This is a genomic window from Thiomonas bhubaneswarensis, assembly GCF_001418255.1.
Taxonomy (GTDB): Bacteria; Pseudomonadota; Gammaproteobacteria; order Burkholderiales; family Burkholderiaceae_C; genus Thiomonas; species Thiomonas bhubaneswarensis.
In genome coordinates this window covers 92,269-105,578 of sequence record NZ_LIPV01000009.1, presented here as the reverse complement: position 1 = coordinate 105,578, position 13,310 = coordinate 92,269, and the positions used below count along the sequence as shown (strand labels likewise).

The 13,310-nt window shown below is 64.9% G+C and carries 15 protein-coding genes; 6 read left to right on the top strand and 9 right to left on the bottom strand.

Going from position 1 to position 13,310, the window contains the following annotated elements; translation table 11 throughout:
• Positions 1-604: 604 nt before the first annotated feature.
• From ASC45_RS12405 to ASC45_RS12380, 6 genes are all read right to left on the bottom strand, one after another.
• Positions 605-1,111, bottom strand: a complete 507-nt coding sequence (locus ASC45_RS12405) for a DUF2237 family protein (RefSeq protein WP_342665705.1) — start codon at positions 1,109-1,111, stop codon at positions 605-607.
• A 541-nt stretch (positions 1,112-1,652) separates the two neighbouring features.
• Positions 1,653-2,672, bottom strand: coding sequence for an alcohol dehydrogenase catalytic domain-containing protein (locus ASC45_RS12400; RefSeq protein WP_055451350.1), 1,020 nt, complete (start codon positions 2,670-2,672; stop codon positions 1,653-1,655).
• The gene (locus ASC45_RS12395) at positions 2,669-3,772 is read right to left on the bottom strand and encodes a flavin monoamine oxidase family protein (RefSeq protein ID WP_174514724.1); all 1,104 of its coding nucleotides are present in this window, start codon (positions 3,770-3,772) and stop codon (positions 2,669-2,671) included. The genes ASC45_RS12400 and ASC45_RS12395 overlap by 4 nt, the downstream gene beginning before the upstream one ends.
• Positions 3,772-4,443: a cupin domain-containing protein gene (locus ASC45_RS12390; protein WP_055451348.1), complete on the bottom strand. Its 672-nt coding sequence runs from the start codon at positions 4,441-4,443 to the stop codon at positions 3,772-3,774. Before ASC45_RS12390 ends, ASC45_RS12395 begins: the two co-directional genes overlap by 1 nt.
• Positions 4,444-4,572: 129 nt before the next feature.
• On the bottom strand, positions 4,573-4,872 hold the full coding sequence (locus ASC45_RS12385) for an antibiotic biosynthesis monooxygenase family protein (RefSeq protein ID WP_055451347.1): 300 nt from the start codon (positions 4,870-4,872) through the stop codon (positions 4,573-4,575).
• Between the two features lie 31 nt (positions 4,873-4,903).
• Positions 4,904-5,668 (bottom strand): SDR family oxidoreductase, encoded by a 765-nt coding sequence (locus tag ASC45_RS12380; protein WP_055451346.1) that lies wholly within the window; start codon positions 5,666-5,668, stop codon positions 4,904-4,906.
• A gap of 236 nt (positions 5,669-5,904) precedes the next feature.
• Between ASC45_RS12380 and ASC45_RS12375 the strand changes: the two genes are divergently transcribed.
• The 5 genes from ASC45_RS12375 (at position 5,905) to gstA (ending at position 10,299) form a co-directional block, all read left to right on the top strand.
• Entirely contained in the window at positions 5,905-6,885 is a 981-nt protein-coding gene (locus ASC45_RS12375) for an aldo/keto reductase (protein ID WP_055451345.1), read from the top strand.
• A complete protein-coding gene (locus ASC45_RS12370) occupies positions 6,885-7,205 on the top strand; it encodes a hypothetical protein (protein ID WP_055451344.1) in 321 nt (106 codons plus the stop codon). Before ASC45_RS12375 ends, ASC45_RS12370 begins: the two co-directional genes overlap by 1 nt.
• A 47-nt stretch (positions 7,206-7,252) precedes the next feature.
• Positions 7,253-8,623, top strand: coding sequence for an AmpG family muropeptide MFS transporter (locus ASC45_RS12365; RefSeq protein ID WP_174514723.1), 1,371 nt, complete (start codon positions 7,253-7,255; stop codon positions 8,621-8,623).
• A 241-nt stretch (positions 8,624-8,864) separates the two neighbouring features.
• The gene (locus ASC45_RS12360; RefSeq protein WP_055451343.1) at positions 8,865-9,596 is read left to right on the top strand and encodes a HugZ family pyridoxamine 5'-phosphate oxidase; all 732 of its coding nucleotides are present in this window, start codon (positions 8,865-8,867) and stop codon (positions 9,594-9,596) included.
• An 88-nt stretch (positions 9,597-9,684) separates the two neighbouring features.
• The gene (gstA, locus tag ASC45_RS12355; RefSeq protein WP_055451342.1) at positions 9,685-10,299 is read left to right on the top strand and encodes a glutathione transferase GstA; all 615 of its coding nucleotides are present in this window, start codon (positions 9,685-9,687) and stop codon (positions 10,297-10,299) included.
• 13 nt (positions 10,300-10,312) lie between these two features.
• Here gstA and ASC45_RS12350 read toward each other — a convergent pair whose 3' ends face one another.
• Positions 10,313-10,786, bottom strand: coding sequence for a hypothetical protein (locus ASC45_RS12350; protein WP_055451401.1), 474 nt, complete (start codon positions 10,784-10,786; stop codon positions 10,313-10,315).
• Positions 10,787-11,314: 528 nt separating this feature from the next.
• Between ASC45_RS12350 and ASC45_RS12345 the strand changes: the two genes are divergently transcribed.
• Entirely contained in the window at positions 11,315-12,049 is a 735-nt protein-coding gene (locus tag ASC45_RS12345; protein ID WP_245610056.1) for a hypothetical protein, read from the top strand.
• Here the strand turns inward: ASC45_RS12345 and ASC45_RS12340 are convergent.
• Together ASC45_RS12340 and ASC45_RS12335 are read right to left on the bottom strand one after the other, a co-directional pair.
• Positions 11,981-12,424, bottom strand: a complete 444-nt coding sequence (locus ASC45_RS12340; RefSeq protein ID WP_055451341.1) for a methyltransferase family protein — start codon at positions 12,422-12,424, stop codon at positions 11,981-11,983. The two genes, ASC45_RS12345 and ASC45_RS12340, sit on opposite strands and share 69 nt — an antisense overlap.
• 4 nt (positions 12,425-12,428) lie before the next feature.
• Positions 12,429-13,220, bottom strand: coding sequence for a gamma-glutamyl-gamma-aminobutyrate hydrolase family protein (locus ASC45_RS12335; RefSeq protein ID WP_055451340.1), 792 nt, complete (start codon positions 13,218-13,220; stop codon positions 12,429-12,431).
• Between the last annotated feature and the right edge of the window lie 90 nt (positions 13,221-13,310).

The window sequence follows — 13,310 nt, the reverse complement described above, 5'->3', positions numbered from 1 at the left end:
GTGTGCCCTGGTCGCGACTGGAACATGCTGCGGTTGAGCTTGCCGATTCCGCCAAGTTCGTGATTGGGTAATTGGAGGTCATGTCTCTGCCTCAAAACTCGACGGTCGTTGGTTCAACCCGCCCCCGCAACCAAAATGTTCTCAAAGAAGCCAAGCACTTAGCGGTGCTTGGCATTTGATGGTCTGGCCTGAGCCCATTGCACGCCGATGGTTTCGTGCAGCGCGACCAGAAGTCAACTTGAACCGAAGCGACTTTGACGACGGCAAGCTAGATGAAAGCACTTGCATGCCGCTCGAATGCGGCGTAGATTGAAGCCGTCATCATCAGTCCAAGGGGGAGCGCGATCGACCAACCTCTGGAAGCTGTACCGACCCTCCAACACGCTGCGGCGTGAAACGCTTCTGCCCAAGGAAGCGCCACAGGCACTGCACAGACATCCGTCTGGCAGTGCCTGTTGTTTTAGGGGTGAGCCTGCTGCGGCATGGCACAGCAAGTCTGGGATTCGGTCGGGAGCCAGCGTTTGAGACTCGCTCCGACCGTTCTTTCTCGGGACGGGCGTGGTTCAGAGAGGAGTTTTCCTGGCGCCAACATTCGCTTTCGCCTTCATCGGGACGGCATCGGTTGTTCCGGCAAGCGCTTGGGCGGATCGATCGCGTGGCGTGCCAGATCGTCCAGGAAAAGAGAATTCAACACCTGTTTGCTGGTCGCCTTGAGCACGACTTTGGGCGCCACTCCAGCATCAAGCGCCTGCTGCCAACGGCCGGCGCAGACGCACCAGTGTTCACCGGGCTTGAGACCTGGAAACCGCGTTCCGGGATTGGGGGTGGTCAGATCGTTACCCTGTGATTTGGTGAACGCTAGAAAGCGGGCGTTCATGACAGCACAGACCCCATGCACGCCGGCGTCATCGTCTCCCACCTCGCAAGCCCCATTGCGCAAATAGCCCGTGAGCGGTGCCTTACTGCAGCTTTGCAGAGGCTGATTCAGCACATTGAGCGGCGTGGTGTCTTTCCTGGACGGGGCGGGAGGCTGCGCGGCGTCAACTGCGCTGCACATGAGCAGCGCGCTCAGCGCACTGAGACAAGCAATGCGCAGGAAGCGGCCTGTCATGGAGGGATGCATGAGCCGATGGGAGCGCCTGCTCCACATCGACCGCCATACATCGGGTTGCAAGAGCGTCTTGGCAGGTTCAATCAAAACCGACGACCCTGAGGGTGTGCGCGACATCATGAGAGAAGTACCGTTGGATCATGAGGATGAGGACAACAACTCGGCCTGATTTTTATCCAACAGAAGCACACTGGGGTCGGAAGGGTTAAGGCAACGCTGAACAAGTCCTTCGCGCGTCGCGCATCCTGGTTGCGGGCGGTATGCGGCATTGCAAATCCTCGCCCTGGCTTGGGCTAGGGCTGTGGTTTGCGCCTTGCATCCCCTCCCGCGGCCAGGCCCGCGCCATCACGCGAACTTGTTCAGCGTCGCCTTAAGGCTTTCGATCTTGTGACAGGCGCACTTCAGTGTGGTGCGCCTTCTTCGTCAGTGGTGCCTGATAGTGGATCGCGCTTCTGAGGCAACGCGGTCATGTCGCCAGCGCTTGCAACCCGGCAAGCTGCACGGCATGGACTCATGCAGCACCACCTCGGTGGAGCTTCAGTCACCCGGTGGTCAGCACCATGCGGTATCTGACCTCGCCAGACCGTAATCTTCGCAGCGCCTCGGCCGCCATCTCCAGGGGGAGGACTTCGATGCGAGGCCGCACGTTGACCAGCGCACTGAAGGCCAGCGCCTTCTCGCTGTCGTAAGGCGTGCCGGTGATCGAGCCGACGATGCCGCGCTGGCCGCCCACGAGCAAGCCGCCATGAACCTGCAGGGGAGTCTTGCCCGGATTGAGCACCACGAGCCGCCCTTCGGGCGCCAGGGCGGGGAGCAGCGCGGACACCACCGCGGCGTCGTCGATCGTGGTCACGATGGCCTGCGCGCCTCCCACTCGTTTGAGGCTGGCGACGGCATCTTCTTCGCGGTTGTCGATGTAGACGTGAGCGCCCAGGGTCAACGCATCGGCCGCGATGTCACTTCCGCGCCCTATGGCCACCACCCTGAAGCCCATGCGCCGCGCATACTGGAGCGCCATATGCCCCAAGCCGCCGATGCCCAGAATGGCCACCGTATCGCCCGCCTGTGCGCCGCATTTTTTCAGCGCGTTGAAGGTGGCGATACCGGCGCAAAGGATGGGGGCGGCTTCCTCTGAACTGAGTTCGTCTGGAATGGCGATCAGGCCGGTACTCCGCGCCAAGAGCATTTCGGCATAGCCGCCATCACAGCTGCTGCCGACCACCGGCTGGTTCTGGCATAGCTGAAAGCGTCCTTGTCTACATGGCTCGCATTCGTTGCAATGACCGCCCAGACGTCCCACGCCCACACGCTGGCCGATCTTCCAGCGCGTGGAGACGCCCTCTCCGAGCATCACGATACGCCCGACGACTTCATGCCCCGGCACGCGCGGCGCCTGCTCAGCGGGAGTGGCCCGGTCGATGTCTGCAGCATCGGCGCCGCACACACCGCAGGCCTCGACTGCGATCAGCACCTGCCCGAGGCCGGGCGAGGGTGTGTCGCGCTGGGTCAGCTCCAGCACTCCGGGGCGAACGATTTGCATGGCGCGATAAGTGGTCTTCATGGCGTTTGTCGCAAAAGCTTGTCAACGCCGAGCGCAGCCGCTTCGATAGCGCCGGCAACATAGCCTGGGAACTGGGGTGACCATTCGCTGGCGATGCCCGTGAGTCGTCCTCGCCAGGGGTCTTCTGCCGCAGAGGATTGCGGGGCCAGACCATGCTGGCTGACCTCATTCTGATCCGCTTCGGTCGCCGTCCAGGGATCAGCGGCCCAATCCTTGATGAAGTCCGCTCTGGGCGTTGCGGCCTGTTCTCCGAACAGTCGCGCGAACTGCGCTCGGCAGTGCATTCGCAGCGTTTCTTCGGGAATGCCCTTGCGGACAGCAGCGGGCAGAGCGAAAAACCCGAACAGGGCAGCACTGCCTCCAGGCATGGACGCATCGTGAATTTCGCCGAGTGGCCCACACGCGCTGCGCGCCTCACCGGACAAACCCTGCGCACGCCAGAACGGCTGGTCGTGCACGGCCACATACTTGGCATGGGGCGCCATCCAGGTGGCGGTGTTGCACCAGGCCTGCATCAGCGGCTCCGGCAAAGGGGGCAGGAAGTCGATCGTGGTCGCCGCCAGACGCGGCGGTACCGCCAGAAGCAAAGATTCAACGCGGAAAGTGAGAGTCTGTGGCGCCGCCTCGGCGTCCAGTTCGACATGCTGACCCTCGCTGCGCATGCGCCGCACGCGATGATTCAGCAGGAGCTTGTGCGGTGGCAAAGGCCGCTGCAAGGCGTCGATCAATGCGCTCATGCCTCCGATTAGCCGCATCGACGGCGGTGCGTAGGTGTAGCCTGGCATCCGCTCCGGTGCGCCGTGGGGCGTGCGCTCGACGAGCATGCTTCCCGTTTCATGCTGCGCGAAACGCTCCAGACCAAGGTTCTGGATCAGGCGGTCGAGCTGAGGCTGGTAAGCGGGCCAGAACCATGTCGGGCCAAGGTCGAAGCGATCCAGTGCTGAGCTTTCAGTAGAGCTGGGCGTAGTGGTGATCCGTCCGCCCCAATACTCGCGAGCTTCCAAGACCACGTAGTCGTGTATGCCCTTTTGCTCCAGCAGATAGGCGGCATAGAGCCCGGCCAGACCTCCACCCACGATGGCGATGCGCACAGTTTGGATCATCGGGTTTCGGTCGGCATTTCCCCGAGGCGTCCGGTCTTGAGATAGAACGTCACGCCACCTGGGCCCGCAACGATTCCGCGATACGCTCCCGCAGGCAGGCGTATCCAACTGCCGCGGTCGTAGGAGTCGCCATCCATCACGATACTGCCGGTCAACACCAGCAGTTCGGCGCCAACGAGTGGGGTGGTGAACAGCGCCTGGTTCGGCGCCAAGCGCTGCAGGCAGACCTGCTCCGCCTTGTCCGCATACAAGGGGCACACTTCACGGTCGTCACGCACAGTCCAGGCCGATGCGGCGCTTGTGTCGATACGCGTGGCGCACTGCTCGCCGGGCCGCATCTGCCGCAGCTTGACGAAGATGACCGCACCCTCTGCGCTGGATGGCTGGTGGCTGGAGCCTGGTGGATTACGCAGATACCAACCCGCCGGATAGTGCCTTCCGTCTTCGGAAAACGTGCCCGACAGCACCAGAATCTCCTCACCACCCGGATGTTCATGCGCCGGGAAATGGGAGCCGGGCGCATAGCGCACGATGCTGGTCGAGCGTGCCTTCTCAGCCCCCACGCGATCGAGCATCACGCGCTCGACCCCGACCTGGGGCGAAGCAACCCACGAGTACTGATCGGCCGCCACGACGGCGCGACGGGAAAAATCAGCGTTGATGAGCATACGCAGAGTTCATGGGCGAATGCAGACAGTCGGCTGTAAGACGGGCACGAGGTGAAGTCTCGGAGCATTGGGCAATCTTTGGTCCATTTCTTGCCATTCGCGCCCCAAGCCCAACAGGCTCCTGAGCCTTCACCCTTGGTTCAAGGTCGAGAAATGCTGTACCACCGGCGGCTGGGCGAAGTAGGGGCCTACTATCGCCCGCCATTGCGCGAAGGCCTCGGACTGGCGGAAGCCCACGGTGTGGTCTTCCAGCGTGGTCCAGCGAATCATCAGCAGGTAGCGGTCGGGCGATTCGATGCCTTTGCGGATTTCGTAGCCCTCGAAACCCTTGGCCTGCGCGATGACGGTGTTCACGCCGTGGACGATGGCGGCTTCGAATTCGGCCTGAACGCCGGGTTTGATCTGAATATCGGCAAGTTCATGAATCATGGTTTGCGGTCTCCTGGGTTGTGCAAGGGCTTCAGCGCTCCTGGTCGGTGGGGCGCATCAGGATTTCGTTGATGTTCACATGCGCTGGCTGGCCGGCACAGAAGACGATGGCGCGGGCAATATCTGCGCTTTGCAACTGGCGCATGCTGTCGGCCCAACTGTTGAGGGCCGTCTGCGTGGGCGCGTGAGCGATATGGTCGCGCAGCTCGGTCTGTGCCACGCCCGGCTCGATCACGGTGACGCGGATGTTGTCTTTGTAGACCTCCCGCCGCAGCGATTCGCTGAAACCAACGACACCCCATTTCGAGGCTGAGTAGCCGCCGCCGTTGGGGTTGGCCTGACGCCCCGCGGTGGAGGCCATGTTGAAAATGTGGCCGTCTTTTCTCGCGCGCATGCCGGGCAAGGCGGCCTGGCAACTGGCGATGAGCCCGAGCAGGTTCAGCTGGATCATGTGCTGCCAGCGCCCCATGTCCGCGCTGTCGATGGGCTCCAAGTACATCACCCCGGCGTTGTTGACGAGGATGTCGAGTCGGCCGAAATGCGCTTCGGTGTCGTGCACGATGGCTTGCGCGGCGCCGATGTCGGCCAGGTCGGCGGGTAGCACCAGCACCTCGGAGCCCAGTGCGCTCAGGCGGGCGGCAAGGGCGTCGAGGCGGTCGCCACGGCGTGCGCTCAGGGCCAGACGTGCACCGGCCTGGGCGAACAGCTCGGCGGTGGCTTCACCGAAACCGGAGGAGGCGCCCGTGATGAGCACCACGCGGTCTTTCAGCGATGCGGGGGCGAGATTCAGGGACATGTCGATTCTCCTTGGGCAAAGCTAGGGACTGTACGCGTGTCGCGTTTTTCCTGCAGGCGCTTCGCCGACGGTATGACGTCGCTGCGCGCAGGCGCCGGTTCATCACCTGCACAGACGTTGCGCTGATCCGGCTTGTCGCATCAGCCACGGCGGGTTCAGGCGCATCAGGTTGGTGCCGGGCAAAACCGCGGCGATCGTGCTGCAATGAGACTCTGCGCCAACGACAGGAGACTCGCATGAAATTCACCCGACTCGGCCGCACCGGCCTGGAAGTCTCGCGCATCTGCCTGGGTTGCATGACCTACGGCGTGCCCGAGCGCGGCAATCATCCGTGGACGCTGGATGAAGCCGCCAGCCGTCCGCTGATCCGACAGGCGGTGGAACTGGGCATCAACTTCTTCGATACCGCCAATTCCTATTCGGATGGCACCTCGGAGGAAATCCTCGGTCGCGTGCTGCCCGAGTTCACCCGCCGCGAGGAAATCGTGGTGGCGACCAAGGTGCGCTTTCCGTCGCGGCAGGCGCCCAATATCGGGGGGCTTTCGCGCAAGGCGATTCTGTTCGAGATCGATGCCAGCCTGAAGCGACTCGGCATGGACTATATCGACCTCTACCAGATCCACCGCTGGGACCCGCACACCCCCATCGAAGAGACCATGGAGGCCCTGCACGACGTGGTCAAGGCGGGCAAAGCGCGCTACATCGGCGCCTCTAGCATGCATGCCTGGCAGCTCGCCAAGGCGCAGCAGGTGGCCGAGCGACACGGCTGGACGCGGTTCGTCAGCATGCAGCCCGAACTCAGTCTGCTCTACCGCGAGGAAGAGCGCGAGATGCTGCCGCTGTGCCGCGATCAGGGCGTGGCCGTGCTGCCGTGGAGCCCGCTGGCGCGCGGCCGTCTGGCGCGTCCCTGGGGTGAGCACACCCCGCGCATAGCCAGCGACGTGTTCGGTGCCAAACTGTTCGAGCGCACCGAGCAGAATGACCGCGAAGTGGCCGAGGCGCTCGGCAGACTGGCGCAGCAGCGCGGCCTGCCCCGGGCGCAGCTGGCGCTGGCCTGGCTGCTGGGCACGCCGGGCGTGACCGCGCCCATCGTCGGCGTGTCCAAGCCGCAGCACCTCACCGACGCGGTGGCGGCGCTGTCGGTCGAGCTCGGCGCGGACGAGCGCGCGGCGCTGGAAGCGCCTTACCACCCGCATCCCGTGGTGGGTTTTGAATGATGAGCGACGACTCGCAGCTCATTGTGCCGCCGTCTTTCATCGCGCTGTATCTGGCGCCGCATGGCACCCGCCCCAGCGCCCAGCGCGAGGTCATCGCCGCGCGCTACGAGTTCTGCGAAGACCTCGCCACCATGCTGACCGAGCACGCGGCGGACATCAAGTCCAGTCTGCATGTGACCGACGACGATGTGTTGTCGCGCGTGTATCGCGGGCTGTGCGCGCCCGACTCCGGCGTGAATCTGACCGAGGCGCAGTGGGTGGTCAATCGTCTGGCCGAATTGCTCGGCTGGCCGCTGCCGGGGGACATGACGCCGGGTTGAGCCGCGGGCTTGGGTATCCTGCGAGCTCACTCTGCCTCCCCCGCCCGATGTCCGCTCCCGCAGAATCCATCCACGATACACCGCCCGCCGTCTCGGCCTGGGCGGTGTTCGGCAATCGCCGCATCGCCGCCATTCTTCTGCTCGGGTTTTCGTCGGGGCTGCCGCTGGCGCTGACTGCGGGCACGCTGCAGGCCTGGCTGACGGTCGAGGGGTTGAGCCTCAAGGCCATCGGCTTCGCCACCCTGGTGGGGCAGGCCTATGTGTTCAAGTTCCTGTGGTCGCCGGCGATGGATCGGTACGCCGTGCCGCTGTGGGGCAACTGGCTCGGTCGGCGTCGCGGCTGGCTGCTGCTGGCGCAACTGTTGCTCGCGGGCGCGCTGGGGCTGATGGCGCTGGTGGGCGTGCCTGGCCCCGATCAGGCCGCCGCCTGGCCTGGGCTGGTGCACGCAGCCGAGCGCCTGGGCGTGGACGCAGCCAGTGCCCGCGCGGTGCCCCTGCTGCTGCTGGCCGTGGGCGTGGCCTTCTTTTCGGCCTCGCAAGACATCGTGATCGACGCCTACCGCACCGACGTGCTGCCGCCACAGGAGCGGGCCGCCGGCGCCGCGGTGCTGGTGCTGGGCTATCGCCTGGCGATGATCGTCTCCGGCGGTCTGGCGCTGTGGCTGGCCACCGATGTGACCGGCTGGCGCGGCATCTACGCCCTCATGGCCGCGCTGATGCTGGGCTTGACGCTGGTGACGCTGTGGGCGCCGCGCCCGCCGGTGCACGGCCGTCCGCCGCGCACCTTGCGCGAGGCCGTGGTCGAGCCGCTGCAGGAGTTTTTCAGCCGCAAAGAGGCCTGGGTCTTGCTGCTGGCCATCGTGTTCTACAAGCTGGGCGATGCGTTCGCCGGGGCGCTTTCCACCACTTTTCTGATCCGGGGCGTGGGCTTCAGCCCGGCCGATGTGGGGCTGATGAACAAAAGCATGGGGCTGGCGGCTACCATCGTCGGCGCCCTGCTGGGCGGGGCCTTGCAGGCGCGGCTGGGGCTGTGGCGCGCGCTGCTGCTGTTTGGCGTCTTGCAGGGGGCGTCGAACCTAGCGTACTGGATGCTGGCGGTGTCGCCGCCCAGTCTGGCGCTGATGGGCCTGGCGGTGGGGGTGGAGAACTTCACCGGCGGCATGGGTACCGCGGCCTTCGTCGCGCTGCTCTCGGCGCTGTGCGACGTGCGGTTTTCGGCCACGCAGTTCGCCCTGCTGTCGGCGCTCTCGGCGGTGGGCCGGGTGTACGTCGGCCCGGCCACGGGCTATCTGGTCGATGCGCTGGGCTGGCCCACTTTCTACCTGTTCACGGTGGCCGCAGCCGTGCCCGGCGTGGTGCTGATCTACTGGCTGCGCGACACCATTACCGCCCGCGACGTCGTCGATCCGCATGGCTGAACGGCATTCAGCGGCTCTTAAGCTGCCACTGCTCGAATGAAACCCAGATTGTCCATGAGGCGGCGCTTCGCGCCTGCACGGGCGCTGGCGGTCGGTTTGGGGTGTCTTTGCCCCCGTGCTTCGCGCCCATAGCTTGGGCTATGGGCTTGTCGCCCGGGGCCAAATCCATCCCCAACCCGCCTCGCCATCATCCCGCGCCCTAATGAACAATCTGGGTTAAACCCAACAAGGAGAACTCATCATGGCCGATACCGAACACGCGCTGGCTCTGGGCCAGGAGGCCCGGCTGTTCGTGCGCCAGCATCAGAATGGTGTGCTGTCCACCCTGTCGAAACGGCTGGGCGGTTTTCCCTTTGGCTCTGTCTCGCCCTATGTGCTCGATCACGAGGGTCATCCCGTCATTCTCATTTCCACCCTGGCCGAGCACACCAAGAACATCGACGCCGACCCGAGGGTGAGTCTGATCGTTCATCCCTGCGCCGAAGACATGCAGGCCGCTGGCCGCGTCACCCTGGTGGCGCGCGCCGAACGCCTGCCCGACAAGACCGCCTTCGGCGCGCGCTATCTGCGCTACCTGCCGCAGGCTGCGGACTATTTCGCCATGCACGACTTTCACTTCTACCGCCTGCGCGTGGAAGACGTGCGCTACATCGGCGGCTTCGGCAAGATTCACTGGATTCGTCCCGAGCGCTATGCCCCGCCCGCCGCGCCCGCGCTGGCCGAGGCCGAAGACGGCATCCTCGAGCACATGAACGCTGACCATGCGCACAACCTGCGCGAATACTGCCGCCATGTACATGGCGTGGACGTGCTGGACGCGAGCATGGTGGGCATCGACTGCGACGGCTTCGACGTGCGCGCCGACGGCCATGTGCTGCGCTTCGACTTTGCGACGCCTGTGCTCGACGCCGAAGCCGCGCGCGCCGCGCTGGTCGATCTGGCGCGGCAGGCGCGCGCCACGGCACCCGGCTGAATCGCAGCGCCTGCACGAATCTTCATGGCGGCTTAGGATGGGCTCTGCTGCGGCGCCAGATCGCAGCGCACTTCCTGGAGACCCATCAATGAAGCTCTACTTCAGCCCCGGCGCCTGTTCACTGTCGCCGCACATCGTCCTGCACGAACTCGGTCTGCCGTTCGACGGCGTCAAGGTCGACCTCAAGTCCAAGCAGACCAGCGACGGCCGCGATTTCCGCACCATCAACCCCAAGGGCTACGTGCCCACCCTGGAACTCGACGACGGCACCATCCTCACCGAAGGCCCGGCCATCGTGCAGTACCTGGCCGACCGCAAGCCCGAGCTGAACCTCGCCCCGGCCAATGGCACGCTGGCGCGCTACCAGTTGCAGGAGTGGCTGAATTTCATCTCCACCGAACTGCACAAACAGTTCAGCCCGCTGTTCAACCCGGCCAGCAGCGCCGAGCTGGTGGCGGCGCAGAAGGCCAGACTCGCAGACCGTTTCGCCCTGATTGCGCAGACGCTGGACAAGCACGATTACCTGCTGCCGAGCGGCTTCAGCGTGGCCGACGCCTATCTCTACACCGTGATGAGCTGGGCAGGCTATGTCGGCGTCGATCTGTCGCCCTGGCCCGCGCTGGCTCGCTACCAGGCCCGCATGGAAGCCCGGCCCGGCGTGGCCGCCACCCTGGCCGCCGAGCGCGAGGCCAAGAAGGCCTGAGCTCACCTTCGGGTCAAAACGGCGCGCCGAAAATCGACCAGATGCCCGACAACACCGTCGGCACGGCGAGCACGATGTTCACGCTCGACAGCAGACGGATTCTCCCTGCCTGGGCGCAGGCGGCGTCCCATCGGCCGCCGAGCACCGCCGCCCGCATGCGCAGGAAGGGCACGAAAAAGATATAGAGGGCCAGCAAGACCATGACGGTGCCCAGCACCACCATGACCCATTGCGCCGACCCGAGCACGCCGAAGCCACCGCGCAGAAACACCATGCCGTAACCCGTGATCACCAGCGTCGCACCCGCGCCCCAGATTGCCGCGAAAAAGTTGCGAAACAGCACGTAAAGCAACCGGGCCCGAGGCTCTGCCTGAGCGATGGCGCGACGCAGCGCCGGCGCCAGAAACCCGTCCATGAAGAGGATGCCGCCGATCCACAGGATCACGGCGAGCAAGTGAAGGGATTGCGCGAAAAAAGTCCAGTTCATGGCAGTGGTTGAACCCAGATTGTCCATGAGGCGGCGCTTTGCGCCTGCATGGGTGCTGGCGGTCGGTTTGGGGCGTCTTTGCCCCCGTGCTGCGCCCATAGCTCGGGCTATGGGCGCAGCACGGGGCCAAATCCATCCCCAACCCGCCTGGCCATCATCCCATGCACTCATACAATCTGGGTTGAAGCGTCAGACGTATCTGCATTTCAGCAGATTTCGCGCGGCGGTGAATTGACGTGTCTCAGCGATGGACGTGCGCGGCGCTCGCAGCCTAGGAGCCTGTCGGACTTGAGGATCACGGGCTGCAAAATGACCCTGCGGCGCCCTGCGGCAGCGGCTTTTTGCCCCATAGCAACGGCTATGGAGCTGCAAACCCGCCGCCACATGGCATCCACAGGCCCATTTTTCGCTATCCGCGCCCCAAGCCCGACAGGCTCCTAGGCCGTCAGGCTTGGCCCAATCCGAACTTCGGCCACAATGCGCGGCATGGCTCTGTTTGCTACGCCCCAGATTCCGAGGCTCCAATCAATGGTCTTGCTGGCCATGGCCCTCCTGTGCTGGCTGCTGCAGTACGGCAGTGTGCAGTACGCGGCGCCGCAGGTGGCGGCCTTGTTCCAGGCTGCGATCGCGGTGGCCTGGGCCATGTTGCTGCTTTGGCTTTACACGCGCTGGCGCGGGCTGGCGCTGTTTGCGCAGGGCGCCTCGTTGTGGTCGGCGCTCTGGGGTGGTGGTCTGTTCACCCTGCAATGGGCCTGCCTGTACCTCGCCGTGGGCCGGATGCCGCTGTGGCGCGTGGCGGTGGTGTTCGCGCTGCTGCTGGGGATGTTTCTGGCATTGCTGCAAGGGCTCAGGCAGCGCAGTGCGTGGTGGCGGTTCTTGATTGGCGCGGGCGCGGTGGCACTGCTGGTGGGCTGGTCATGGTTCGGTGGACATTGGGGCGCCGGGCTGCTCTCGGCGGTTGCCGCATGGGCGTTCGCTCTGGGGTTTGCGCAGATGCAATGCGCCCAGATGCAGCCCCAGGATCTCATGCGCTGGCGCTTCTACCAACTCTGCGTCGCCGCGCTGCTGCTGCCCCTGGCTGCGGTGGCTTTCAGCCCGAGCTGGAACTTTCTGCCCGGCACCGACGCGCTTGGCGCGATCTTCGTGCAGACCCTCTGTGGCGGTCTGGCGTTTCCGTTTCTTCTCGCCGCCGCCTCACCACACGCCCGGAATGAAGCGCCGGGTGACGCGCTGATACCCGACGTACTCCGGCCAGACGCCTGACAGCAGACGCTCTTCCATGGCGGCCTTGAAGTTGAGCACCACGCACAAGGCGAGCCACAAGGCCCACTGCACCGGGCTGTGCGCCGCAGCGGCCACACCGGCCATGAACAGCAACAGCGCCACATACATGGGGTGACGCACCCAGCGGTACGGGCCCGTCGTCACCAGATGCGCGCCCTGGCGCGGCTCGGGCACGATGTTGAAATTGCCCGGCCTGTTGTGCCAGAACACCCAAAGCACCAGCGCGGCGCCTGCGGCCAGCAGCAGGTAGGACACCCAGCCTCGGCTCCAATGCGGCGAAGGCCAGAGAACCATCAGGCCGATGAGTCCGAACTGTGCGGCCACCCAGAGGCGGGAAAGGGTATGGGTCTGCATGGGTTTACCAGCGACGCTTGCGCACGTTGCGCAGGAACTCGTCGAGAATGGGGGTGCAGTCGAGCAGCTCGGGGTTGGAGGGATGGTGGAATTCCGGGTGCCACTGCAGGCCCAGCAGAAAGTTGCGGCCGGTGCCGCGTATGGCCTCCGCAAGGCCGTCTTCGGGGCTGATTGCGTCCACCACCAGATCGCGGCCCAGGGTGCGCACCGCCTGGTGGTGCACCGAGACGATGTTCAGGCTGCCGGGATCGACCTCGGGGTAGAGGCGGGCGAGCAGGCCGCCTTCGGTGAATCGCACCGGGTGGTAATGCCGGTCGTAGGCGTCGCTGAGGTGCTGGGTCTGGCTGCTGGTGAGCTGGGTGGGCAGGTCTTGATACAGCGTGCCGCCCATGGCGACGTTGATGAGCTGCGCCCCGCGGCAGATGCCAAGCACCGGCTTGCGCACTTCGATGAACTCGTGCAGCAGTTCCATTTCATAGCCGTCGCGCACCGGGTCGCCGGCCCACTCGGGCTTCAGCGGTTCTTCGCCGTAGCTGTGCGGGCTCATGTCGGAACCGCCCTGAAGGATGAGCCCGTCGAGCGCGTCGGCGTAGTCGCTCAGACGGATGTTGCTGCGAACCAGTCCGCTGCCCGTGGCCACGGTGGGCACCATGAACACCAGCACGTCGCGCGACATGGCCCAGTGCGCCACCGATTGCTCCAGATACTGCAGGGTTTTGCTGCGCAGCCCGACCTGCCCCGGCTGGGGATGGTCGATGCGCGCGGAAATGCCGATTTTCAGGGGTTTGGTCGCCATGGGTGGACCTCACTTCAGCAGTCATGCTCTCATCTTAGATAAACGCTCAAACCCTCCACGCCATCCGGGAGAGGGAACTGATCGGCCATG